The sequence below is a fragment of the Paenibacillus sabinae T27 genome, from assembly GCF_000612505.1.
In the GTDB taxonomy this organism is placed as follows: domain Bacteria; phylum Bacillota; class Bacilli; order Paenibacillales; family Paenibacillaceae; genus Paenibacillus_AQ; species Paenibacillus_AQ sabinae.
In genome coordinates, this window is the sequence record NZ_CP004078.1 from 2,704,597 (window position 1) to 2,727,940 (window position 23,344).

Here is a 23,344-nt window from a genome sequence, read left to right on the forward strand (position 1 = left end):
ATGAGCGAAATCATTACTTTAGCCCACGGCAGCGGGGGGAAGCTGACCCATCAACTGATCCAAGGGATATTTCAGAAGCACTTCCGGAACGATTGGCTGCTTGAGGGCGGCGATTCGGCAGTGCTGGAGACTCTCCCGGGACAAATGGCGTTTACCACGGATTCCTATGTTATTCATCCGCTTTTTTTCAGGGGAGGTAACATCGGAAAGCTGGCGGTCTGCGGGACCGTTAACGATCTGGCGGTCTGCGGTGCGATTCCGAAGTATATTAGCTGCGGCTGGATCATCGAAGAAGGGTTTCCTCTGGGGGAACTGGAGGAGATTGCGGAATCCATGGCGGCGACCGCGCAGGAAGCGGGCGTATTTATCGTGACCGGCGACACCAAGATCGTTCCGAGAGGCTGTGCGGACAAGCTGTTCCTTAACACCTCCGGAGTGGGCTTTATTCCGAAAGGTCTCCGGCTGGCTCCCGCCTTGATCCGGCCGGGGGACCAAGTGATCGTCACCGGTACGATCGGGGACCACGGAACGGCGATTCTGATTGAACGGGAACAACTGCAGGTGGAAACCGGACTTGCCAGCGACTGTGCGCCGCTGAACGGAATGCTGGAGCGGGTAACGGCTTCAATGGGCGGCGCCGTAAGACTTATGCGGGACCCGACCCGCGGCGGCGTAGCCACTACACTGAATGAATTTACGGAGGGGCAGGACTTTGGCATCAGGCTGGAGGAACATGCGCTTCCCGTAAAAGGGGCAGTGAGCGGTCTATGCGGCATGCTGGGAATGGACCCGCTGTACATAGCTAATGAGGGCAAAGCCGTCCTGATTGTCGACGGGGCACAGGCAGAGCGAGCGATGGAATTGCTGCGCAGTCACCCCAACGGACAGGACGCTACCGTAATCGGTGAAGTTGTCGCGGATCATCCGGGAAAGGTGTATATGCGCACGCTGGCCGGAGGCCACCGCATCATCGATATGCTTGTTGGCGACCAACTGCCCCGAATTTGTTAAAGGTGGGCGCCGCAATATGGAATCAACGGTCCGAATCCGCAGGAATATCTGTAAAAATAAAGCGCGAGGCGCTTCTACCAGGAGAAGGTGAAATGAATGAGGAGAATTTCCGCCAGTAACGGCTATGTCTACTTTCTTGTTGTATTGGCGCTGCATGTGTTGGGGGGAGCCGGGTTTCTCACGGCTGCGGCCCGCGAGCCGAAGCTGTGGGGGCTTGGTCTTTTGGCTTATACGCTCGGCCTGCGTCACGCTTTTGACGCCGATCATATTTCGGCCATTGACAATACGATCCGGAAACTGGTCGAACGGAAGCGCAACCCTTTAGGCGTAGGCATGTATTTTTCCCTAGGGCACTCGACGGTCGTCTTCCTCATGGTGCTGGGGATCGCGCTTTCGATGAACACGTTTGTGCTCGATAATCCAAAAGTACGCGAAATCGGCGGGCTGATCGGGACGCTGGCATCCGGATTCTTCCTGATCGTCGTCGGTCTGATTAATGTGTTCACACTTATGAAGCTATGGCGCGGAGCCCTGGGGGCAGCGAACCAAACAGGCGGGAATTCCGGATTTAGTCATATGCATGGACCCAAGGGGATGTTTACCCGATTGTTAGCTCCTGCCCTTCGAATGATCAACAAAAGCTGGCATATGTATCCGCTCGGATTTCTGTTTGGGCTTGGCTTTGATACGGCGACGGAAGTGAGCTTGCTTGCTATATCGGCCAGTACTGCAAACGACTCGGTCTCGATTATCGGCATTTTGTCCCTGCCGCTGCTGTTTGCAGCCGGAATGAGCTTGATGGACACGATCGACGGCGCGATTATGACAAGGGCCTACCGCTGGGCATTCATTTCCTACAAGAAAAAGACAGCCTATAACCTGATCGTTACGGGTGTCTCGGTCGTGTCCGCGTTTTTTATCGGCGCCGTTCAGCTCGTTCATCTACTTGAAGCGAAATGGCCGCAGCATCTCCAGTGGATCAACAGGCTCGGCATAGAACATCTTGGCTACGCTCTGGCCGGATTTCTGATTTTGATTTGGATCGTCTCGATGATTATTTGGAGAGGGATGAGAGGCAGACAGGCCGTTGACGGAACGTAAATAATTGTAAAAAAAACAATCAATCGTTTAAAGGAAGCCGTCTATACCGTGCGGCTTCCTTTGCTTCTAGTTATTCTTTGTCGATGAACGGTCTATCCGAGCAGCTTCTCCATAATCATTACATCGATCGGTTGACCGTCCATCATTCCCTGCTTTTCAAAAACCCCCACTTCACGATAGCCCATTTTCCGGTACAAGCCTTGACCCAGCCGGTTAAATGGAAAGGTAAACAACACGATTTTGTAAAAGTCCCGGTCTTTGGCTTCATCTTCCAACGCCTGAAGGAGTGTGCTGCCAACCCCCTGTCCCCGGGATTCACGGCCAATGTAGATGGAGAGGTCGGCTACACCGTTATAAGCGCAGCGGTGAGAATACGGATTGAGGGAGGCCCATCCGAGCACCTGACCGTCTTTCTCTGCAACCAGCACCCTATATCTGCCCTGATGCTCCTGGAACCAGGATTCCATGTAATTCAAATCTTTGGCATCCGTTTCGAGTGTGGCTATTCGTTCCTCAATGCCCTGGTTGTAAATACGAAGGATCTGGGTAATATCATCTGAGACGGCAGGGCGAACCGTAAGTGTGGATATCATTATTTTCCCCCCCAGGATTTGACCTTAGATCGATTTGGTTGCCTGAATCACAGCGGACACAATGTAATGTTCAAGGTTGGCTCCGGGAATCCAGTCTTGTATAAATGCTTTGGATTCATCTTTAGGCTTGATGGAAATATCGGTAAATCCGCTTTGCTCAAGCATGGATTCCAGCGCGCTTATCGATGAGGCGCCCGAAATACAGCCGGAGTATAATTGATCAAGATCATCCTTGATTTCCGGAGGAAGCTCAGCAGTCGTCACAATATCCGAAATCGCTAGACGGCCGCCTGGCTTGAGAACGCGGTACGCTTCATGAAACACCTGCTGCTTGTCGGGGGACAGGTTAATGACACAGTTGGAAATAATCACATTGACCGTCTGGTCTGCTACAGGCAAATGTTCAATTTCACCCAAACGGAAATCGGTATTCGTAAAATGGCCCTTGGCGGCGTTCTCCCGGGCGCGGCTGATCATTTCGGGGGTCATATCCACACCGATGACATGGCCGGTTTCGCCAACCTGGCGGGAGGCCAGAAAGCAGTCAAATCCGCCGCCGCTGCCCAGATCGAGAACCGTTTCGCCAGCTTGAAGCTCGGCTATAGCTTGTGGGTTGCCGCATCCCAGACCAAGATTAGCTCCTTCGGGTACAGCGGTCAATTCATCAGAGGAGTAACCGAGCTTTTGGGAAATGGCATTGAAGTCAGCAGGGGTATCACAGCAGCTCGCCGAATTTTTGGGATGTTCCGGGGAACAACATGAAGAACCCGATTCGTTCGTTCGTACTGCGATTTGTTTATACCGGCTTCTAACGTTTTGGCGGATTTGGTCATTCGTAAGGTTGGTCATGGGTTAACACTCCTTTGAAATTTAAATTTGAAGGCAATTGCCGCTTTAGCAGCAAGGCTCACCATAAATTAAACTTGCATTTTGCAATTATCAACCAAGAGAAATCACCCGGTTACAGGTGCGCAGCATCTGCTTGATTTCCCCATAGCCTCGTTAAAAAGCTTAACCGAGCGCAATACGGTTTCTTTCTCAAACTCCGTCATGTACGAGAAGACTTCATCCAGATAGTCGTTCATTTGTTGATCAATGATGCCGGCGATCATTTTGCCTTCCGCGGTCAAGGAGAGGGTATACACCCGCCGATCGTTAGGATCGGGCGTTTTCTTGACCAATTTCATTTGGATAAGCGATTGCACTTGCCGGCTAAACGTCGTTATTTCCGTTCCCAGCGCCTCCGCAACTTGCTGCATGGAAGGCTTATGTCGGCGATCAATTTCGTACAGCAGGTGACTTTGGGCTAAGGAGATATCGCAGCCGCCAACCGAGCAGCAATTTTTATTGAGCAGACCAAAGCGCCTGGTCATGATTTGAAATAGCTCTCGCGCATTTTCCATTTTGTCTCACCTCGTGATTTAGTTATAGCTTATTAATTTGCAAAATGCAAGTATAAATCTTATTTTTTTCTGCTTATTATTGTACGATACTTTAGTTGGCAGGTCTTAACAAAAATAATATTGAGGGTGTGAGGTAAACATGAATTTTACAAGCAAAACGATTTTAGTCTCTGGCTCCGCTTCAGGAATAGGAAGGAGTTGTGCAGAGTTATTATTGGAACATGGGGCTTCTGTTGTCGGCTTAGATGTTAATCAGAGTTCAATAACGAATGAACATTATAGACACTATCCGATCGACATTAGAGATGAACCTAAAGTAACCAATGCATTAGATGAAATTGAGGCGTTGTACGGGAAGATTGACGGACTGGCCAACTGTGCAGGCGTTTATGCAAGTTCAAAACCATTTTATGAGCTGGACATTGATGAATGGAATAAAGTGATCTCTACAAATCTAACTGGGCTATTCATACTTACCAAGCATGCTGCCCAAAATATGATAAAAAACAACATGGGTACCATCGTAAACATTAGTTGTATAAGATCAAGAATATTTAGGCCGGATATGGCAGACTATGCCGCCTCCAAGGGAGGGGTCGTCGCATTGACATCGGCAATGGCATTGGATTTAGAGGAATACAACATAAGAGTGAACTCAGTTGCTCCCGGATTTACATACACTGGAATGACCGCGAAATCATTTGATAATCCGGAAGTAAGGGCCTTTTCGGAAAAGATCATACCCGCTGGTAAAATCGCATCATCAGCGGATATTGCGAAGGTCATTTTATTTTTGTTATCGGATATGGCAGATTATATAAACGGCGAAACCATATTTGCTGACGGAGGCTTTAAAATATCCAAATGAAGCTATGTAGAGCTATTGAAGTCAGCATGTATGAAATATCATATCAGCCATTGCTTATATAAGCACATAGTTATATAATAATTGGCGAAAGGAGGCGGAACATGAGCTTTGAAATGGGTGATTTAGACGAAGTATCACAGACATTGAAGCTTTTGGGAGACAAGACAAGGCTGACAATCATGAAGCTTTTGGAGAAGCAGGAATGCTGTGTATGTGAGCTCGTTGAAATTTTCAAAACGAGTCAGCCGTCGGTCAGCCAACATTTAAGGAAGCTTAAGGATGCCGGTCTTGTTAAGGAAAACCGGAAAGGCCAATGGATTTTTTATTCAATGAATCCAAACAGTCCTCAATATGAGTTAGTTCAACAATTGATTGCCTTTGTTCCTTCACAAGATCATGAGCTGGAAGAACTCAATAAGAAAGGCCTGAGAATTTCATGTAATTAAATGGAGGTCAGCGGATTGGTTTCGGTACTATTAGCGAGTTTCATTTTTGTACTTACGTTAATCTTTGTCATTTGGCAGCCCCGGAATTTATCGATTGGATGGTCAGCCTGCGGCGGGGCCGTGTTGGCACTGCTTGCGGGCGTAGTTAGTTTTAACGATGTGCTCGATGTTACCCTGATTGTATGGAACGCTACGTTAGCGTTTATTGCGATCATTCTCATTTCCTTAATCCTCGACAAAATCGGCTTTTTCGAATGGGCTGCCCTACATATGGCCAGAGCCGCACGCGGGAATGGAATCCGGATGTTCATCTATGTCACCATTCTTGGAGCGGTTGTAGCCGCGTTTTTTGCCAATGACGGTGCAGCTCTTATCTTGACTCCGATTGTACTTGCTATGGTCCGTGCACTGAATTTTGATGAGAAAAAGGTATTTCCGTTCATCATCGCCAGCGGATTTATTGCAGATACGACTTCATTGCCGCTCGTCGTCAGTAATCTGGTTAATATCGTTTCCGCGGACTTTTTTGGAATCACCTTCATGGAATACGCAGGACATATGATTATCCCTACTTTGTTTTCGCTTGTTGCCAGTATTCTAGTACTATTCATTTACTTCCGTAAAAGTATCCCGAGGCAATTCGACAGTTCTTCGTTAAAACATCCTGAAGAGGCTATCAAAGACAAGAGGATGTTCAAGTTATCCTGGCTTGTCCTTGCGGTTCTTCTGATTGGATACTTCGCCAGTGAATTCCTGAACATTCCGGTTTCCCTGGTAGCCGGGATCATCGCGATCTTTTTCCTGCTCATGGGAAGAAGGAGTCATTACGTACCGACAAAGGAAGTGGTCAAAGGGGCGCCTTGGGCGATCGTATTCTTCTCTATCGGGATGTATGTCGTGGTATACGGCCTTCGAAATGCCGGGCTCACAAATGTCCTGGCCGATGTGATTCAAGGCGCTGCCGATCAAGGTCTGTTCGTCGCGGCGATGGGGATGGGTTTTATTGCAGCGATCCTTTCATCCATTATGAATAATATGCCTACGGTTATGATTGATGCGCTTGCCATCGATGCAACACACACGACAGGAATCATTAAAGATGCCTTGGTTTACGCTAACGTCATTGGTTCGGATTTAGGACCGAAGATCACACCGATTGGTTCGCTGGCCACCCTGCTCTGGCTGCACGTTCTTTCGACCAAAGGGGTGAAGATATCATGGGGAACCTACTTTAAGACAGGGATCATTTTGACGATTCCAACACTATTCATTACCCTCTTGGGACTTTATATTTGGCTAACCATTCTTTAATTTAAAGGAGACGATGATCAATGGAGAAGAAAACGATTTACTTTTTGTGTACAGGGAACTCCTGCAGGAGCCAAATGGCGGAAGGTTGGGCAAAAAAGTACCTCAGTGATGGCTGGAATATTTACAGCGCGGGTATTGAAGCCCATGGTCTTAATCCCAAAGCTGTACAAGCCATGAGCGAAGTGGGCATTGATATCTCGGGACAAACCTCCGATATTATTGATCCAGAGCTGCTGAATAACGCTGACCTGGTCGTCACGCTATGCGGGGATGCCGCTGATAAATGCCCGATTACGCCCCCGAAGGTGAAACGTGAACACTGGGGATTTGACGACCCGGCCAAAGCGCAGGGTACCGAAGAAGAGAAATGGGCGGTGTTCCAGCGGGTCCGTGATCAGGTTGGAGCACGCATTAAACAATTTGCCGAAACCGGCGAATAATGAATAATCAGGCCGGGAGAGATCCCGGCTTCTTTTTCAAAGAAGGGAGAATTGGGTTTATGAAGTCTATAGAGATCTTTGATCCGGCTATGTGCTGCTCCACAGGAGTATGCGGCCCTGTTGTTGACCCGGAATTAATCCGCATCTCAGCGGTGGTCCATAATTTGAAGAAGAAAGAATTTAACGTGTCCCGATACAATTTGACCAGTGAGCCGGATGCGTTTGTAGCCAATAATATGATAAAGCAATTGCTTACTGACGAAGGACCGGATGTATTGCCCGTTATTTTATTAGATGGACAATTGGTTAAGAAGCAAAGCTATCCTTCTAATGAAGAACTGGAAGAATGGACAGGAATCCCAGCGTCTGAACTTATACAGAAACCGAAGGTGCGTATCGAGTTGAAGTTGAAATCAAGATAAGGGAAGGAAGGATCAACATGTCCACCCGGTTTGATCCATTAGCCATCCTGCGCACTCCATATCTGTTCTTTACAGGTAAAGGAGGGGTAGGTAAAACATCAACGGCCTGTGCAGCGGCGGTAGCGCTAGCCGACTCGGGTAAAAAGGTTCTGCTTGTAAGCACCGATCCCGCCTCCAACCTGCAGGATGCCTTTGGCTTGGAACTTTCCAATCTACCGATAGCAATTGAGGGAGTTCCAAATCTGTTTGTCGCGAATTTAGACCCGGAGACGGCAGTGGAACAGTATAAAGCGAAGGTGGTCGGTCCCTACCGGGGTGTCCTGCCCGATTCGGTGATCTCCACGATGGAAGAACAGTTGTCGGGTGCATGTACCGTAGAAATTGCTGCTTTCGATGAGTTTACGACCCTCCTGACCGATGAACAATTGAGATCGCAATTTGATCATATCCTGTTTGATACCGCGCCCACAGGCCACACGCTGCGCCTTCTTCAGCTGCCGGCCGCATGGAACGGATTTCTGGAAGAAAGTACTCACGGAGCTTCCTGTCTGGGCCCGCTGGCCGGACTGGAGCGTAAGAAAGAGGTCTACGAGCAGGCTGTACGGACGTTATCGGATCAACTTGAAACGACTTTGGTGCTAGTAACACGCCCGGATCGGACACCTCTGCTGGAATCGGCAAGGGCCGCTGAGGAACTCCGAGAGATCGGCGTCACCCATCAAATATTGATCGTTAACGGACTGCTTCTAAAGCCGGAATCAGAGGACTCGATTTCATTTGGGCTGTATGAACGGCAGCAGACCGCTTTACGCGCAATGCCTCATCCACTCACAAATCTGTCAGTATTCCATATTCCACTGGTCGCTTACAACATCCTGGGAGTCGACCGTATGCGGCAACTCTTTAAACCGGCTGAGCCTGTTTCCCTTGAAGCTGCACCCGAGGAAGCGCCGCCCCAATTGCCGTCTCTATCTGCCCTGATCGACGATGTCGAACAAGCCGGCATCCGCATATTGTTCACGATGGGCAAAGGCGGAGTGGGTAAAACAACCGTCGCTTCCGCCCTGGCGGTTGGTTTAGCGGAACGCGGTCATAACGTTCACCTCAGCACAACGGATCCCGCCGCTCACATCGAGAGCCTATTGGGCACGGATACCGGATTGATATCTCTAAGCAAAATCGACCCTAAGGCTGAAGTTGATCTGTATCGGCAAGAGGTCATCAGTCAGAATGCCGAACTGCTGGATGAAGAAGGCCTTGCTGTTCTTGAGGAGGACTTACGGTCACCCTGTACGGAAGAAATCGCAGTATTCCGGGCTTTTGCCGAACTTGTTGAACGCTCCAAAGACCAGATCGTAGTCATCGATACCGCACCTACCGGCCATACGCTTCTCTTGCTGGATGCCAGCGAGGAATATCACAAAGAAGTTGCCCGGTCTGCAGGTGAGGTCCCGGATTCAGTTCGAAAGCTTCTTCCAAGGCTCCGCAATGCGAAGGAAACGGCAGTAATTATCGTAACCTTGGCAGAAGCGACTCCTTTTTATGAGGCCTCCCGGCTGGAGGAAGACTTGAAGCGCGCCGAAATCTCCGTAAGATGGTGGACCATTAACCAGAGTTTGGCTGCCTCCGGGACAGAAGACCCGATATTGAAAGGCAGAGCCATGGCGGAGGTTCCATGGATTCGGGAAATCAATAACAGGTCCGACGGTCAAGCGGTGATTATTCCATGGAGACCGAAAGAGATCCGCGGAGTAGAGCAGTTGACTGAACTTGTACATCTTCAATAAACGATGTGAAAAAGGTAGTACCAATTTGATTAAATAGATTAACAAAAGGGAGATTCATATGACTAAAACATATCAAGCTTTGGTAGAAGACAAAATTTATTTTGGCGGAGCTCAAGACGTTGAACAAATGGTTACGGACGAAGGCGTCGAGGTCGTCGTAGATCTGCGTGAAGAGGCGGAGGAATGCGCATATCCGGCAGATACCGTTCAGTGGATTAAAGTCCCATTGGGAGACCATGCAACAGAACCGGAAGCAGAGCTCTTCCGTACGGCAATTCAGGAAGTTGTAGGCGCTTATCGGGCAGGAAAGAAAGTTGCCTTCCACTGCGGCGGGGGAAGAGGACGCACGGGCACCGTGGCGGTCGGAACTCTGCGCGAATTGGGGCTTGCCGATTCATTGGAAGAAGCCGAACAACAAGCCAAAGCCATCCGGCCCAGCATCGCTGTAAAACCCATTCAATGGGAATCATTAAGAGCGATCTATCCGAATTAACCGAAGGAGAGATTCGAAGATGGAAGTGAAGCTCAGACGTGCCGCGGAAAAGGATGCTGAGCAGCTTGCCGAGATTTATAACTATTCCATACAGCATGAGCGGAATGCAACTTTTGAAACCGAGCTCAGAACAGCAGAAGATCGCCGCTTCTGGATTCGGAACCAGCACAAGAGACATCCGATCATCGTCGCGGAATGTGAAGGCCGAATCCTCGGATGGGCTTCTTCATCGCCATATCGGACAAGAAGCTGCTATGACGGCATAGGCGAGTTCTCCATCTATGTACACAAGCCGTTTCGAGGGAAGGGCATTGGCAAGCGGCTCCTTAATGAACTCATTGAAGAGTGCCGTCGCATCGGCCACTGGAAATTACTCTCTCGAATCTTTGATTTTAATCACGAAAGCCGGGAGCTGTGCAAGCGGTGCGGTTTCCGGGAAGTTGGTATCTATGAAAAGCATGGTCAACTGGACGGCCGCTGGATCGACTGCGTTATCGTCGAGAAGCTCCTGATTTCGGTGGATTAGCGCTGCGTGTTCGGTTATCAAGCCATCAAGTCCTGTTTCTTTAAACAAAAAATCCTCCAGCTGGAAAGAATATCATTCCTTCCAGCCGGAAGGGTGCGGGTCTAAACCGAACAGAACCCTCAACGTTTCAAAACGCAACACCCATTAAATGCTTTTACTAGACCCAGAGTAAGGTTTATGTCCCCCTCGGCAGGAAAATTAACCACTAATATGCTCATCCTCTGCTGTTCCCTCTTCTCTTTTCTCACATTATTTACCTTACCCTATCACATGATTTTAAAAAAGATTCATTGGTACGAAGCATAACAAATGATATAATTTCCAATAGATTGCATTTTATCAATAGATTACTACTCATAAATGGTTCAGAAAGAGGGGGCTGGAAAATCTAGTGGCTAAAATAAGAGAACCAGAAGAGGTCTCCAAGGATACTCAGGTTCAGCAAATGCTGGCCGTTGCGAGAAGCAGAGGGATCGAGACGGCCTTTGATCGTGCCGACCAGACGGCGGCGAGGTGTCCGTTCGGGTCGGCCGGCCTTTGCTGTCGTTCCTGTTTGGAAGGTCCTTGCCGGATTGTGCCGAACGGAAGCGGGCCAAGGCGCGGGGTTTGCGGTTCGGATGCAGATACATTAGTCGCGCGAAGTCTATTAAATACAATGATTCAGGGAGCCGCGGGCCATGCCGAACATGGCCGTGAAGTCGCGGCGGCTTTGCTGAAGACAGCGGAAGGAAAGGCTCCGTATGTAATCCGGGATGTCGGCAAACTGATGCAAGTCGCGAAAGGCTTGAACCTGGAGACGGAAGGGAAATCGATTAACGAAGTTGCCAAGGCTGTGGCTCTAGCGGCGCTTGAGGATTTTCAAAAGCAGGAAGGCGTGATGAACTGGATTAAATATCGGGGGCACCAAAAGTCGCGCGAAACCTGGGATAAGCTTGGCATCACGCCGGTGAATGCCCACCTGGAAATCGCCAAAGCGGTCACCCGAAACGCTATGGGTGGAGATGCCGATCCGCTCAACCTGCTGCTGGGCTAGGTTACGATGGGGTTGGTGGACGGCTACAGCGGATTACACTTGTCTTCCGATCTGCAGGATATTCTGTTCGGGACGCCGAAAGCGGTCAAATTCAATTACTCCCTTGCGGTGCTTGATGAGAAGAAAATCAATATCGCGGTGCATGGCCATATTCCGCTGCTGTCCGAGAAAATTGTGGAATGGGCGCAAATACTTGAGCGGAAAGCCCTGACCGTCGGTGCGGAAGGGATCAATATTGTCGGTGTCTGCTGTACGGGAAATGAGCTGTTAATGCGTCAGGGGGTGCATGCTGCTTCCAGTTTTTCATCCCAGGAGCTGGTCATTGTGACAGGCGCGCTTGAAGCGATGGTGGTAGATATCCAGTGTATTATGCCGGGAATCCAGCAGGTGGCGGAATGTTATCATACGGAAATCATAACAACGATGCCGCATGTTAAAATTTCAGGTGCGACGCACATTAACTTTGAACCGGAATATGCGGATGATGCAGCTAGGGAAATCGTAGAGCGGGCGATTCGCAATTTTGCAAAACGGGATCCGGCAAAAGTGGTCATTCCAGGCGGCGCGGTGGAGGCCCATGCCGGTTTTTCCGTCGAACAGATCTGTGAAGTGACCGCAAAAATCAACGCGGACAAGCCTTTACAGCCTCTGATCGACGCGATCAAAGACGGGACCATCCGCGGAGTTGCCGCAGTGATTGGGTGTACCAACCCGAGGGAGCCGCAAGATATAGGCAATGTCACCGTGGCAAGAGAGCTGCTCAAAAACAACGTGTTGGTCGTGACCACAGGCTGCGCCGCGCATTCGCTGGCGAAGTACGGGCTGATGAATGAAGACGGGCTTGAAGCATGCGGCGACAGCTTGAAGGCTTTGCTGCAGCAATTGGGACAGCATGCGGGCTTGTCCGCACTGCCGCCGGCTCTTCACATGGGCAGCTGCGTGGATAACTCCAGACCGCTGGATTTGCTGTCGGCGATTGCGGATGAACTGGATGTTCCCATCTCCAGCCTTCCCGCAGTCGGCAGTTGTCCGGAAACGCATAGTCCTAAGGCGCTTACCATCGGAACTTATTTTATGGCACACGGTGTTGATGTGCATGTCGGCGTGGACCCGCAGGTATCAGGCTCGAATCTGGTTACCCGGACACTGACCGGAAGCCGCGAAGATGAAGGCATTACGATGGATGGACTGTTCGGAGGGAAGCTGATCGTTGAAAGCGATCCGGTGAAAGCGGCCGCTGTTTTACTTGAACGGATCGATATGAAACGCAAAGCCCTTGGGATCTAAGATTAAGAAAGGGGAAGAAAAAATGAGCCAGACCTTAAAAATCGCAATTTCAGGCAAAGGCGGCGTGGGAAAAACAACGGTTGCCGCGATGTTCGCCCAATTGCTTACGGAAAAAGGGCACCGGGTGCTCGCCATTGATGCCGATCAGGATGCCAATCTGGGAATGGCGCTCGGGTTCGGCAGAGAGGAACTGTCGGAAGTCCGCACCATCGCCGATGACCGGGATTTGATCAAGAAGAAAACCGGAGGCGAGCCGGGAGTCAGCGGCAGCTGGTTCTCACTGAACCCGAAAGTCGACGATATTCCGGCGGAATATGTTGTGAGCAAAGGCGGCATTAGGCTGTTGCAAATGGGCGGAGCATCCAAGGGCGGTGCCGGCTGCGCCTGTCCGCAGAGTACGCTGCTGAAAACCCTGCTCAATTACCTGGTGACCGAGGAGAACGACGCGGTCATTATTGATTTTGAAGCGGGGCTGGAGCATTTAGGGCGTTCAACCGCCAAAAACGTGGATGCGTTGATTCTCGTCATCGAGCCGGGAAGACGAAGTCTGGAGACGGCAAAATCCGTAATTCAGCTGGCGAAGGATATTGGCATCGAACAATTTTATTTGATTCAAAATAAATGGATGGAGGGACTAAGCAGCACCGATGTGGCTTTTTTCGCGGATGAACGGGTAAGCCTGCTTGGCAGCATTCCATTTAATCCGGTCTTTGTATCCGCTGATCGAGAAGGTACGGCGGTATCTAGCGCTTTGGACGATGGGCTCATAGCTATTTTCGAGCAAATGCTGAACCAGCTGCTGGAAGAGATGAGCGGTACCCGAGAATACGCATGAGGCTGGCAAGAAATAAACTTCTGCTCCCCCTACTTCTTCTATAGAGTTTCCAAACAAGAGGCATCACTCAAAAAGTGACGTCTCTTTTTTACGCTACTTTGTTCTAGTCGTTAAGAGCGATCCTTGTGACGTGCTGCTTTCATGCGGTTTCCGCATATTTTCATAGAGCACCATTTTCGTTTTCCTGTAACATCCATGAACATCCATAAGCATTTGGGGTTGGAGCATCGATGAAGAGCGGTAAGCTTGCCGTGCGTGAGCAAATCCAGTGCATCATAAGCAATCAGGGAAAGAAGCGCATTTATATAAGGTCCACAGGGAATGGGTAATAGCTTATTTTCCTTGATTGCAAAGGTAAATGGAGCGTTATGGATATATTTCTCCAATGAATGAATCCAATGCTCGTCCACTTGCTGCCCATCTGCGATATTCTCAAAGCCTTTTCGCAAAAGACTCCTAAGTTCTTTAAGATCGGACATGGATTCTTGTGTGAAAGGGTCAGGATTGTTCTGTGAAAATTGGTCGGCATGGATGACTTGCACGGAGAACATGTGTTCAAGCCAAGAATACATTTGCTGATCGGTTTCCAACAGATCATGTCTTTTTCCTCTACGATTCTCTTCGGTATTAACCAAATTCAAAGATAAAGAGTCTGAAATAAACTGAAATTTGTCTTGAACGGCCATTGAATCGGATCACCTTTCGTTTTGTCTTCTAACTCTATTATATACGTATGAAGGGTTAATTTAAAAGGAGAAGATACTAAACTAACCCTATAATTTGTATTGACAGGTTAGTTTATTAAAAATTATAATGGGTTACGTTGAACAGGAAAAGCCCAGAGAGAAGAGGGGAACATGAAATGAATAATATCTTGGCTCTGCCTCGTGTCATGTTAGGAACATGGCCGACTCCCTTACAGCCTGCCGACCAGCTATCTACGCAATTAGGTTGTCAGTTATGGATCAAAAGGGAAGATATGACTGGCCTTGGAGGAGGGGGGAATAAAGCAAGAAAGCTTGAATTTCAATTAGGGCAAGCCATTAAAGACGGAGCAACACACATTATTACGACAGGAGCTATACAATCCAATCATGCCCAGCTAACCGCTGCTGCTGCTCGAAAGCTCGGACTCCAGCCTCATTTGGTATTAAGCGGCCAGCCTGACAATCAACGCCGTGGCAATTTGTACTTGGATCACTTGATGGATTCGGAACTTACCTTCGTAAGCCCGCCAGCCGGTCGCCCGCCTTTGGAGATTATTAATGAGACGATGGTTCAAGTTGCTAAGACCATAACCAACCAAGGCGGGACCCCCTGCATTATTCCGGAAGGAGGGACGGATGCGCTCGGAACCATTGGTTATATCCTGGCTGTTCAGGAGTTGGTTCAGCAGATCAGCTCCACGCAGATGGATGCCAAACGTATTCTTATTGCTGTCGCGACAGGAACTTGCGGTACACATGCAGGATTAATCGCTGGTGCAATTATTATTCCAAATCACTTTGAGATTTTGGGTGTAAGTGTAAGCGGGAATACGGATATCAAAAAAGAAAAAACGGCCAGAATCGCATCAGAAACATTGAAACTGGCCGGGTATGAGCAGACGATAGACGAGGGACAAGTGTGGATCGAAGATGGTTTTATTGGGTCAAGATACGCTGATATTACCGAGGCCTGCCGCAGCGCCATCCATCTAACCGCGCGATCAGAAGGGATTTTCCTGGATCCGGTTTACACAGGCAAAGCCATGGCGGCTTTGATTCATATGGGGAAGCATGGACAATTGTCTAAGTATGATGCGGTTATTTTTATTCACACCGGTGGGTTTCCTTTACTATTTAACTATGACTACGCCATTGTGTAATTCATAATTCATCAATCGAGGAGTGTATACACCTATGCCAAATGAAAACGTACAAACAAATATCAGCACCCAAGTGGGGAAAGATTTAAAAGTGATTGCGGAGGGACTATTAGATGACGTCTTTAAAATTGTTCGAAATCTTCCTCCGGAAGCTCTCAATTGGACACCTTATCAAATGAAAAATAGTCCCTTTGTATTGACCTACCATTTGCTTGGATCAGCCGCTTATTGGATCGGAGATGTGGTAGGGGGAATTCCTACAGATCGAGTTCGCGCTAATGAATTCGGTGTTCAGGGAGACCATACAGAACTGGAACAACTGTTAGAAGATACAAGAGACCGTTTGAAAAAAACGTTTGATAACTTAACAGAAACCAATTTATTGCCTGCACCTATTGATTTAAGCCGAGGGGTTTTGTGCTGGGGAGAAGTTCCTCCGGAAGGACGCACTTCCATCTGGGTCTTAGTTCATGACCTTTGCCATATTGCATACACACTGGGGCAAATGGAGAGAATTAACCGTCTTTGGGAAATTGATAGAGAAAATTGAAGTACATATACAAATATTTGTAAGAGCAAAGTTAGTATGAAAAGCGGAATCCAGAGGTATTACAACTGGATTCCGTTTTTTTATATTTAACGAGAATATTTGTGCTCAACGTAAAAAGAGGATTGTTTTATCTGTGTTGACTAACCTAGCGAATTGGTTGTATTCTTGGTTAGAATGAACGTTCGATTTTTATAGTGAGAAAGGAGGAGTCGAATGTTTGAGAAATACAACAAGGTACAGCGAGCCGTTTTGGAACATCACTTAACATCCTTATTCGGAAGGAATTACAGGCGACCTCGATGGCGCTTATCGCAAAGGAATCCGGCGTATCGACAGGAAGAATTTACGACGATGTGAAGAAGGCTGTTTATTCAGGCGGTTGGTGCGAACCTATGAACAAGTTATACGAAGAAGCAATACAGCAAAAGTTGTTTGTCCCGCTGAATCCGAAAATGATGGTGCAGATGCATTACGGTACTTTTGTTTACATGTTGAAAGCTCATCTGCACGGTATCTTCGAATTAACCAGCGATAGCGTACACGAAGCAATCCGTTCCTGCTGGAACGCCGTACGTCTCACAGATCATGCAGTGACGGAACAATAGGCTCGCTCGAGCAAGCCCTTTTTACAATCACCAGAACGAACGTTCAATCTATTTCGAAGATATGGAGGTTTTGAAAATGAAAAACAAAATAGCCTTAGTGGTAGGTGCAACAAGTGGTATAGGTAAATCGACTGCAGTGATATTAGCATCCAAGGGAGCTAAGGTTATCATCGCAGCCCGCCGTGAAGAGAAGGGACAACAAGTTGTGGACGAAATTCGCGCTCTGGGTGGAGAAGCCGTTTTCTTGAAGATGGATGTTGCGAGTGAAGAAAGCATACGCGATGGCATTCAGTGGATCGTTGATCATTATGGAAGGTTGGATTTAGCTGTAAATAGCGCAGGGATAAGTAAAACACCTGCTCCTTTGGTTGAAACCGATACAAAGGATCTCCAAGATGCGTTTCAAACGAATGTTATAGGCTTGTTTGCCTGTATGAAATACGAAGTCCGACAAATGCTGAAAACAGGAGGCGGAGCCATTGTGAATGTTTCCTCCATTGCTGGAATTAGACCTACCAATCTTTCTAGTGCTTATAGTGCATCAAAATTCGCTGTTGAGGCTTTAACTAAAGTAGCTGCCAAAGAAATGGCTAATCAGAATATTCGAATTAATTCCATCGCACCTGGCCCAACCAAATCTGAAATTACGGAAGGACTTGGAGATGCAATGATTGAAAAATTTTCGCAAATGATTCCAATGAAAAGAATCGCTGAATCAGAAGAAATTGCCAAAGGCATAGTCTTCCTACTCTCAGAAGAAGCATCTTTCACAGTTGGCACAACATTAGTTATGGATGGCGGCTTTATTATTTAAGCTGTTTTAATCAAAATCATTGATTTGGAGCCGCGCACTGCGCGGTTTTTTTATAGGAAACCAGTTCATGTCCTTCGACAGTATGAGATGAGGTTGTGGTATGAACTTAAATCAATGGTAAACCACGCTTAGTCATAACGATAATGCGTCTTAAAGTATAATAATAATATTTACTTACGCACTAATTTATGTTATATTTCTCCCTGACGCCGGCGTTTGCATTTTTTAAAAGGAGGAAATTGCCTATGAGCAACACGATGAAGGCATGGCAAATCGAAGGATTCAGCAGCGGATTACAACTCAAGGAAGTTCCGAAGCCGGAAGTACGTCCGGGAAGTGTGCTGGTCCGAATCGAAGCTTCGTCGCTGATGTCGTATCTGAAAGAATATGTCGAAGGCAAGCTCCCGACCTATTTGCCGCCGAAAGGCTGGTTCACTCCCGGAGGGAACGGCTTCGGGGTTATCGAGGCCGTCGGTCCCGACGTATGGCATTTGAAGCCGGGGCAGCGTGTCATTTTATCCTCGCATCTGGTCTCGGGCGAAAATGTCCCTGAAAAAGGGCAAATTTTGATGGGTGTCACCCATTTCGGCGGTATAGGTGAACAAATGCAGGCCGATTGGGCCGACGGGACCCTTGCCGAATATGCGCTGTTCCCGGTTATGGCGGTCACTCCTGTAGAAGGATTGGACCCTATTGCTCCGGAGCAGTTCGCCGTCTTCAGCCGCTGCGTCGTACCATACGGCGGACTCGTGCGAGGCCGATTGGCGGCGGGTGAAACGGTCGTCGTCACCGGCGCGACCGGGGCTTACGGAACGGCGGCGGTGCTTGTAGCGCTGGCCATGGGAGCGGGCAAAGTCGTCGCAGCCGGTCGCAACACCACGTCGCTCGAGATGCTGGCTCAAGCTGCCGGCAGCCGGGTTACAGCCGTGGCGCTCAGCGGCGACGTCCAGAAGGATGGTGAAGCCCTACGCGAAGCGGCGGGGGGCGAAGCCGACATGGCATTCGATATGATCGGCCAGGCCGGAGACCCGAACGCGACGCTGGCGGCACTCGGGAGCCTGCGGCAGCGTGGACGGCTCGTGCTGATGGGCAGCATGACCTCGCCTTTGCCTGTCAACTACATGCAAATGATGTTCAACAGCCTGGAGATCATCGGCCACTTCATGTACGATGCCGACGCCCATCTCAAGCTGCTGAATTTGCTGAGAAGCGGACAACTTGACATGAGCCCGATCGCAGCGAAAGTATATTCGCTCAAGGATTTGCCTGAAGCGATGGAAGCCGCCGCGGCGGCAAGTAATCTCGAATGCGTCGTTATACGCCACGATATGTAATTTACACGATAAGTAATTTATTGGAGAGGATGAATGTTATGCTCGTGACGGACCGAATACTTCGCCTTTATACCGACAAAGAGAAATTCGAAAGCACGATCGCCTTCTACGAGAATATTCAAGGCATTGACTGTGAGATGCGCTTCAATATTGCCGAACGGGACATTCAAGGCGCGAAAATCGGCGGCGTTCTTATTTTGTCCGGCGAAAAGGAGTCGCTTGACCCGGTTCGCGATATCCAGGCTATCTTTTACGTTGATTCTCTTGGCGAGTTCGAGCCGTGGCTGAAGGAGAACGGGGCGGAAATTGTGCACGGCCCGCACTCGAACGCGTTCGGCAAAAACATGATGGTTCGGAATCCCGACGGACTGTTGGTGGAGTATTTCGAGGCTAAAACGGACAAGTGACTTTAAACGAAGCTTGCCGCGGTGCGCGCCTCCTCAGGCGCGTGCTGCTGGCATTTTGGCCCCGAAGACTTGCCCAGATATGAGAGGAAGAGGGTGAGTGAAACATGAATGACCAACTCGCGGCTTCCCATTCAAACAATCGCCTAAAGAGGGATTTAACCGTCAGAAAAATGACCGGCATCGTCGCCATGGCGGCAATGCTGAATCCCCTAAACTCGTCGATGATCTCGGTTGCGCTCCTGAAAATTGCTTCCTATTATCAGATTTCGATCGCGCAGACGTCCTGGCTGATTTTAGGTTATTTCCTGATGACGGCCATCGGCCAGCCGGTTATGGGCAAGCTTGCCGATCTGTACGGGCCCCGCCGCATTTTCAGCGCCGGGCTCATTTTCGTTGCCTTGTTCAGCCTGCTTTCCGTTTGGGCGCCGTCGTTCGGGTGGCTGATAGCCCTGCGCATTTTGCAGTCGTTTAGCAATACGACGTTATTTCCGGCAGGGATGGCAATGCTTCAAGCTTCTGCGGCCGCAGCCGGGACGAATGACGGGAAAATTCCCGTTTCGGCTACAGGGATGATTTCCTTCACGAACAACATTACGGCGGCGCTCGGCCCGGTCATCGGCGGTTTTCTTGTATATTTCATCGATTGGCGGTCCATTTTCTGGATTAATGTGCCTATTGTAATGCTGATTATGGCTTTATTCCGCCTTTGGATTCCCCGAGAACAATCCTCGGCCGCCACTGACCGGAGTATGGCAGTCTGGCGGATCCAGCTTGATATTCCGGGCATTCTGCTATTTAGCAGTACGCTTTTCGGGCTCATGTACTTTCTGCAGTCCATGAAGAACGGCCCGATTTGGTGGATGCTTATTGCTGCCGCGTCTTCGTTTAGCGTGCTGATCGGCTACGAATTGCGCAGTGAGAACCCGTTTATCAATGTGAGGTTTCTGAAGTCTAATTTGAAACTATTGATGGTGTATGTGCAGTACGCAGGTACAAGTTTTGTGTATTACTGTATCCTCTATGGGTTGCCTTTGTGGCTGCAGCAGCTGCGGGGATATTCGGCGAAGGAGACGGGGCTTATTCTGCTGCCGCTGCTGGTTTCCGGAATCGTAGCGACGCAGGTGGCGGTCCCCATCATTTCCCGCTACACGTACAGAAGATCGATCGTCATCGGGTACATGTTTCTGGTCCTTGGCACAGCGCTGCTGCTGCTCGTAAAATCAGATACCACATTAACTTGGCTGCTGGCCGTTCTCGCGATTCTTGGCATCCCGAACGGCCTTGCCAATGTTGGCTGGCAGACGGCTCTGTTCACGCTTGCCAAACCGGGGGAGACAGGCGCGGCGTCCGGGTTATTCCTTACCTTCCGCTCTTTGGGGAGCATTTTAGCGACGAGCCTGATCGGCGCCGTCTTCAGCGGCAAGGCAACGACGGGCAGCCTCAATGAAGTCGCCGCCGTTATTTTTGCCGCTAGTCTCATCATGGCTGCGACGAGCTTCAGCCGCAAGCTTGTTTGACAGCTTAAGCCGTCATTGTCGATATTCAGTCCGTCGAAACAATCAGGGAATACAACTCTTTGTCGCTTTGGAGCAGGGGAGCGAGCTTATGGCCGATATAAAAGTGATACAACTCCCGAGCCTTCGGCATTTTCCAATCGTCCGGCAGCAACTCTTTCGGCAGGAATGGGTCTTCCAGCAAAATTTCACCGAACGCCTCTCCGGCCTCCAAAATGAGCAGCAGGACATCCCACGGCATAAGCTCCGCGCTGTTCTCTATGAAAGCCGACGATTCTTTGATCTTGTCGTTGATCCACCCGATAAACCAGGCGTATTTCTCGTTCAGCGTCTGGACGGGCCAAATCCGTTCCGCGTCGATCGCCGTAATCGGACCGTGCCGCAGCTCGCCGATTGCAGTGCGAATCCATGATTCGTCCAAGCCGAACTGCGCAGCCAACTCGAGCACGGCGTTCTCGCGATTGAACGGGCACACGAAGACGCCGTCGAATAAGAGCCCGTAACCGATTTGCATAAGCTCGCGGCGGAACGAATTCCGCATCGAACGATGCTGCTCGGGAATGCTGAACATGACGAAATGCCAGCGCTCGTCCCACAACGTATCCATGCCGGAAAATTTCAGCTGCAGGCTCTCGATAACCCGTGCGCCTGCTTCCGCCAAATTATATTTCCGGTCTTCGGCCACGATGTAGCCTTTCTTCTTTAAGGAAGAGAGCGTATTGCGAATAACCTGTTCGGATTTGCCGCGACCCTTGAAGATCCGAATAAACTCGGAGGTCGAAATGGCTCGCCGATGCAGGAGCATGTACAGGATTTGTTTTTCTAAGGACAGCATGACAGCACCTCGTTCCCTATGGCATTCGCCCTTCATTATAAAGATTACGGTAAAGGGAAGCAAACCATTTTATAATAAAAATATTTTCCTGCACATCGTTTCAAGTTATATTTTGCGGCGATATCTTGGAAGTGCGGCGGATGTCCCTGTGAGAGAATAAGCCGCAATCCTTTTGAACGAAGAAAGGAGAGAACCGCTAATGAAGAGCATCTTAAGCTTATATTTTCTGATTGCATTCGTAATAGGTACGGATACGTTTCTGGTCTCGCCGCTTCTGCCGACGCTTCGGCAGCAGTTTCATATCAGCGTCGAAGCATCGGGCTGGATGGTCGGGGCGTATGCGCTGGGCTACGCATTGTTTGCGCTTATTGCGGGGCCGGTGTCGGACGGTTTGAACAGGAAAAAGATCATGCTGTTTGGTATCCTCGGTTTTGCGGTTTCCACCTTCCTGTGCGGCCTGGCGTGGAACTTCTGGTCGATGTTTGCGTTTCGGGCGCTGGCCGGCATTTTTGCGGCGTTCACGTCTCCGCAGGTGTGGGCGACGATTCCGATTCTAGTTCCCGCCCCGAAGGTGACGAAATCGATGGGCATCGTATCGGCCGGTTTCGCCGTCTCGCAGACGGTCGGTGTGCCAATTGGCAGCTACTTGGCCGAGCATTCCTGGAAGATGCCGTTTTTTATTATCGGGGGAATCGCTTTTGCGCTGTTCGCGTTGATTTTATGGATCGTCCCCCAATTTAAGCCTGCGACTGCCGGCAAGCAGCCTTCCATATTGGATCGTTATGCCGAGCTGCTCGGCGCAAATGGGGCGAAAGGGTCCTATCTGGCCTATTTCGCGATTTTGACGGGCGCCTTAGCCGTATTCACGTTTATCGGTAACTGGCTCACGGACAAGTTCGGCATGAACGTGTCGGAGATCGGTCATGTGTTCATTTTCATGGGCCTTGGCAACTTGATCGGCAGTTTTGTCGGCGGCCATGCGGCGGCGAGACTCGGCGGACGAACCGTGCTGCTCAGCGGGATCGGCATCATGGCGGTGCTTTATTTGCTGCTCAACCTCGCAGCGTCGCCGTTGCTGGTGCATTTGTGCTTCTTCGTCTTGTATCTAGTCTTCGGGACAATATTCCCCCTCATGATGGCGCTGTTACAGACGCTGTCTACCACCGCCCGGGGGACGATCGCAGCTCTATCGAACGGGGTCCTCTACGCCGCAACGACCGCCGGGGCCTATATCGCCGGAATTTTGTACGCGCAGTTGAACGGATTTTTCGGCGTGACGGTCTTTGCGGCACTGTGCTGCGCGTTATCCATCGGGCTGTGGGCTAAAAGTCAGCCAAAAACCTAAAAAATCTGCTTGGAATGGAGGAAATGATGATGTATTCCGTGAGTCAGATTTCACTAATGAGCGGTTTACCTGCGTCGACGATAAGATTTTACGAAAAGGAAGGAATTATCCCAAACGTAAATCGCAATACGAGCGGAAGAAGACAATATTCAGATGAAGATTTATTATTACTGGAATTAGTGGTTTGCTTGAAAGACACGGGTATGATGATTGAAGAAATTAAAAAATACACCCATCTAATCGTGCAAGGAAATGAAACAATAGGGCAAAGAAGAGAGATTTTACTGGCACATAAAAAGAATGTTGAACAACAATTGATGCGGATGAGAGAGAATTTGAAACAACTGAATCAAAAAATTGCGGTTTATGATGGATTAGTTACAGCTGAAAAAAATCTCGACACACTCAGAAAATTAAGTTTTAATAGCTTGACTTAAACTTAACTTTAAGTTGTATCGTATAGGTAACAACTTAAGGGGTTACTTTCCTTGAGTTTTGACATACTCGCACAAACCTT

25 protein-coding genes and 1 pseudogene are annotated in these 23,344 nt (G+C 49.2%); 21 read left to right on the forward strand and 5 right to left on the reverse strand.

Annotation, left to right across the window (positions count from 1 at the left end):
- Together hypE and PSAB_RS12450 are read left to right on the forward strand one after the other, a co-directional pair.
- Positions 1-1,011, forward strand: coding sequence for a hydrogenase expression/formation protein HypE (gene hypE, locus PSAB_RS12445; RefSeq protein ID WP_025334907.1), 1,011 nt, complete (start codon positions 1-3; stop codon positions 1,009-1,011).
- 96 nt (positions 1,012-1,107) lie between these two features.
- On the forward strand, positions 1,108-2,112 hold the full coding sequence (locus PSAB_RS12450; RefSeq protein ID WP_025334908.1) for a HoxN/HupN/NixA family nickel/cobalt transporter: 1,005 nt from the start codon (positions 1,108-1,110) through the stop codon (positions 2,110-2,112).
- Positions 2,113-2,204: 92 nt separating this feature from the next.
- On the opposite strand, the gene PSAB_RS12455 is transcribed toward PSAB_RS12450, so the two are convergent.
- The 3 genes from PSAB_RS12455 to PSAB_RS12465 form a co-directional block, all read right to left on the reverse strand.
- Positions 2,205-2,702 carry an arsinothricin resistance N-acetyltransferase ArsN1 family A gene (locus tag PSAB_RS12455; protein ID WP_025334909.1) on the reverse strand — a complete coding sequence of 166 codons (498 nt, stop codon included), beginning with the start codon at positions 2,700-2,702 and terminating at the stop codon, positions 2,205-2,207.
- A gap of 27 nt (positions 2,703-2,729) precedes the next feature.
- Positions 2,730-3,554 (reverse strand): arsenite methyltransferase, encoded by an 825-nt coding sequence (locus tag PSAB_RS12460; protein ID WP_025334910.1) that lies wholly within the window; start codon positions 3,552-3,554, stop codon positions 2,730-2,732.
- 104 nt (positions 3,555-3,658) lie between these two features.
- Positions 3,659-4,108 carry a MarR family winged helix-turn-helix transcriptional regulator gene (locus PSAB_RS12465; RefSeq protein WP_025334911.1) on the reverse strand — a complete coding sequence of 150 codons (450 nt, stop codon included), beginning with the start codon at positions 4,106-4,108 and terminating at the stop codon, positions 3,659-3,661.
- Positions 4,109-4,247: 139 nt separating this feature from the next.
- Here PSAB_RS12465 and PSAB_RS12470 point away from each other — a divergent pair, with 139 nt between their 5' ends.
- The 10 genes and pseudogenes from PSAB_RS12470 to PSAB_RS12515 all read left to right on the forward strand — a co-directional run bounded on the left by PSAB_RS12470 (position 4,248) and on the right by PSAB_RS12515 (position 13,556).
- Positions 4,248-4,976, forward strand: coding sequence for an SDR family NAD(P)-dependent oxidoreductase (locus PSAB_RS12470; RefSeq protein ID WP_084266510.1), 729 nt, complete (start codon positions 4,248-4,250; stop codon positions 4,974-4,976).
- 101 nt (positions 4,977-5,077) lie between these two features.
- A complete protein-coding gene (locus PSAB_RS12475; protein ID WP_025334913.1) occupies positions 5,078-5,422 on the forward strand; it encodes an ArsR/SmtB family transcription factor in 345 nt (114 codons plus the stop codon).
- Positions 5,423-6,733, forward strand: coding sequence for an arsenic transporter (locus PSAB_RS12480; RefSeq protein ID WP_193373895.1), 1,311 nt, complete (start codon positions 5,423-5,425; stop codon positions 6,731-6,733).
- Between the two features lie 20 nt (positions 6,734-6,753).
- Entirely contained in the window at positions 6,754-7,173 is a 420-nt protein-coding gene (gene arsC, locus PSAB_RS12485) for an arsenate reductase (thioredoxin) (RefSeq protein WP_025334915.1), read from the forward strand.
- Between the two features lie 59 nt (positions 7,174-7,232).
- Positions 7,233-7,595: an arsenite efflux transporter metallochaperone ArsD gene (gene arsD / locus PSAB_RS12490; protein ID WP_025334916.1), complete on the forward strand. Its 363-nt coding sequence runs from the start codon at positions 7,233-7,235 to the stop codon at positions 7,593-7,595.
- 17 nt (positions 7,596-7,612) lie between these two features.
- On the forward strand, positions 7,613-9,382 hold the full coding sequence (gene arsA / locus PSAB_RS12495) for an arsenical pump-driving ATPase (protein ID WP_025334917.1): 1,770 nt from the start codon (positions 7,613-7,615) through the stop codon (positions 9,380-9,382).
- A gap of 58 nt (positions 9,383-9,440) precedes the next feature.
- Positions 9,441-9,875 carry a protein-tyrosine phosphatase family protein gene (locus tag PSAB_RS12500; protein WP_025334918.1) on the forward strand — a complete coding sequence of 145 codons (435 nt, stop codon included), beginning with the start codon at positions 9,441-9,443 and terminating at the stop codon, positions 9,873-9,875.
- A gap of 19 nt (positions 9,876-9,894) precedes the next feature.
- Positions 9,895-10,401, forward strand: a complete 507-nt coding sequence (locus tag PSAB_RS12505; RefSeq protein ID WP_051529764.1) for an arsinothricin resistance N-acetyltransferase ArsN1 family A — start codon at positions 9,895-9,897, stop codon at positions 10,399-10,401.
- 445 nt (positions 10,402-10,846) lie between these two features.
- Positions 10,847-12,721, forward strand: a pseudogene (gene cooS, locus PSAB_RS12510) (anaerobic carbon-monoxide dehydrogenase catalytic subunit).
- A gap of 22 nt (positions 12,722-12,743) precedes the next feature.
- On the forward strand, positions 12,744-13,556 hold the full coding sequence (locus tag PSAB_RS12515) for an ATP-binding protein (protein WP_025334920.1): 813 nt from the start codon (positions 12,744-12,746) through the stop codon (positions 13,554-13,556).
- 110 nt (positions 13,557-13,666) lie between these two features.
- On the opposite strand, the gene PSAB_RS12520 is transcribed toward PSAB_RS12515, so the two are convergent.
- Positions 13,667-14,242 (reverse strand): CGNR zinc finger domain-containing protein, encoded by a 576-nt coding sequence (locus tag PSAB_RS12520; RefSeq protein WP_038595845.1) that lies wholly within the window; start codon positions 14,240-14,242, stop codon positions 13,667-13,669.
- A 176-nt stretch (positions 14,243-14,418) separates the two neighbouring features.
- On the opposite strand from PSAB_RS12520, the gene PSAB_RS12525 reads away from it, so the two are divergent.
- From PSAB_RS12525 to PSAB_RS12555, 7 genes are all read left to right on the forward strand, one after another.
- Entirely contained in the window at positions 14,419-15,423 is a 1,005-nt protein-coding gene (locus tag PSAB_RS12525; RefSeq protein ID WP_025334921.1) for a 1-aminocyclopropane-1-carboxylate deaminase/D-cysteine desulfhydrase, read from the forward strand.
- Positions 15,424-15,457: 34 nt separating this feature from the next.
- Positions 15,458-15,973 (forward strand): DinB family protein, encoded by a 516-nt coding sequence (locus PSAB_RS12530; RefSeq protein WP_025334922.1) that lies wholly within the window; start codon positions 15,458-15,460, stop codon positions 15,971-15,973.
- 299 nt (positions 15,974-16,272) lie between these two features.
- Entirely contained in the window at positions 16,273-16,578 is a 306-nt protein-coding gene (locus tag PSAB_RS12535) for a TetR family transcriptional regulator C-terminal domain-containing protein (RefSeq protein WP_025334923.1), read from the forward strand.
- 76 nt (positions 16,579-16,654) lie between these two features.
- Complete coding sequence (locus tag PSAB_RS12540) at positions 16,655-17,392, forward strand: SDR family NAD(P)-dependent oxidoreductase (protein ID WP_038595848.1); 738 nt, start codon at positions 16,655-16,657, stop codon at positions 17,390-17,392.
- A gap of 245 nt (positions 17,393-17,637) precedes the next feature.
- Positions 17,638-18,726 (forward strand): zinc-dependent alcohol dehydrogenase, encoded by a 1,089-nt coding sequence (locus PSAB_RS12545; protein WP_084266511.1) that lies wholly within the window; start codon positions 17,638-17,640, stop codon positions 18,724-18,726.
- Positions 18,727-18,770: 44 nt separating this feature from the next.
- The gene (locus PSAB_RS12550; protein WP_144240512.1) at positions 18,771-19,133 is read left to right on the forward strand and encodes a VOC family protein; all 363 of its coding nucleotides are present in this window, start codon (positions 18,771-18,773) and stop codon (positions 19,131-19,133) included.
- 104 nt (positions 19,134-19,237) lie between these two features.
- A complete protein-coding gene (locus PSAB_RS12555; protein WP_025334927.1) occupies positions 19,238-20,650 on the forward strand; it encodes an MFS transporter in 1,413 nt (470 codons plus the stop codon).
- A 25-nt stretch (positions 20,651-20,675) separates the two neighbouring features.
- Here the strand turns inward: PSAB_RS12555 and PSAB_RS12560 are convergent, their stop codons facing one another.
- Positions 20,676-21,482, reverse strand: a complete 807-nt coding sequence (locus tag PSAB_RS12560; RefSeq protein WP_025334928.1) for a PaaX family transcriptional regulator C-terminal domain-containing protein — start codon at positions 21,480-21,482, stop codon at positions 20,676-20,678.
- A 199-nt stretch (positions 21,483-21,681) separates the two neighbouring features.
- Between PSAB_RS12560 and PSAB_RS12565 the strand changes: the two genes are divergently transcribed.
- Together PSAB_RS12565 and PSAB_RS12570 are read left to right on the forward strand one after the other, a co-directional pair.
- A complete protein-coding gene (locus PSAB_RS12565; protein WP_025334929.1) occupies positions 21,682-22,827 on the forward strand; it encodes an MFS transporter in 1,146 nt (381 codons plus the stop codon).
- A 29-nt stretch (positions 22,828-22,856) separates the two neighbouring features.
- Complete coding sequence (locus PSAB_RS12570) at positions 22,857-23,264, forward strand: MerR family transcriptional regulator (RefSeq protein ID WP_025334930.1); 408 nt, start codon at positions 22,857-22,859, stop codon at positions 23,262-23,264.
- The last annotated feature ends 80 nt before the right edge of the window (positions 23,265-23,344 follow it).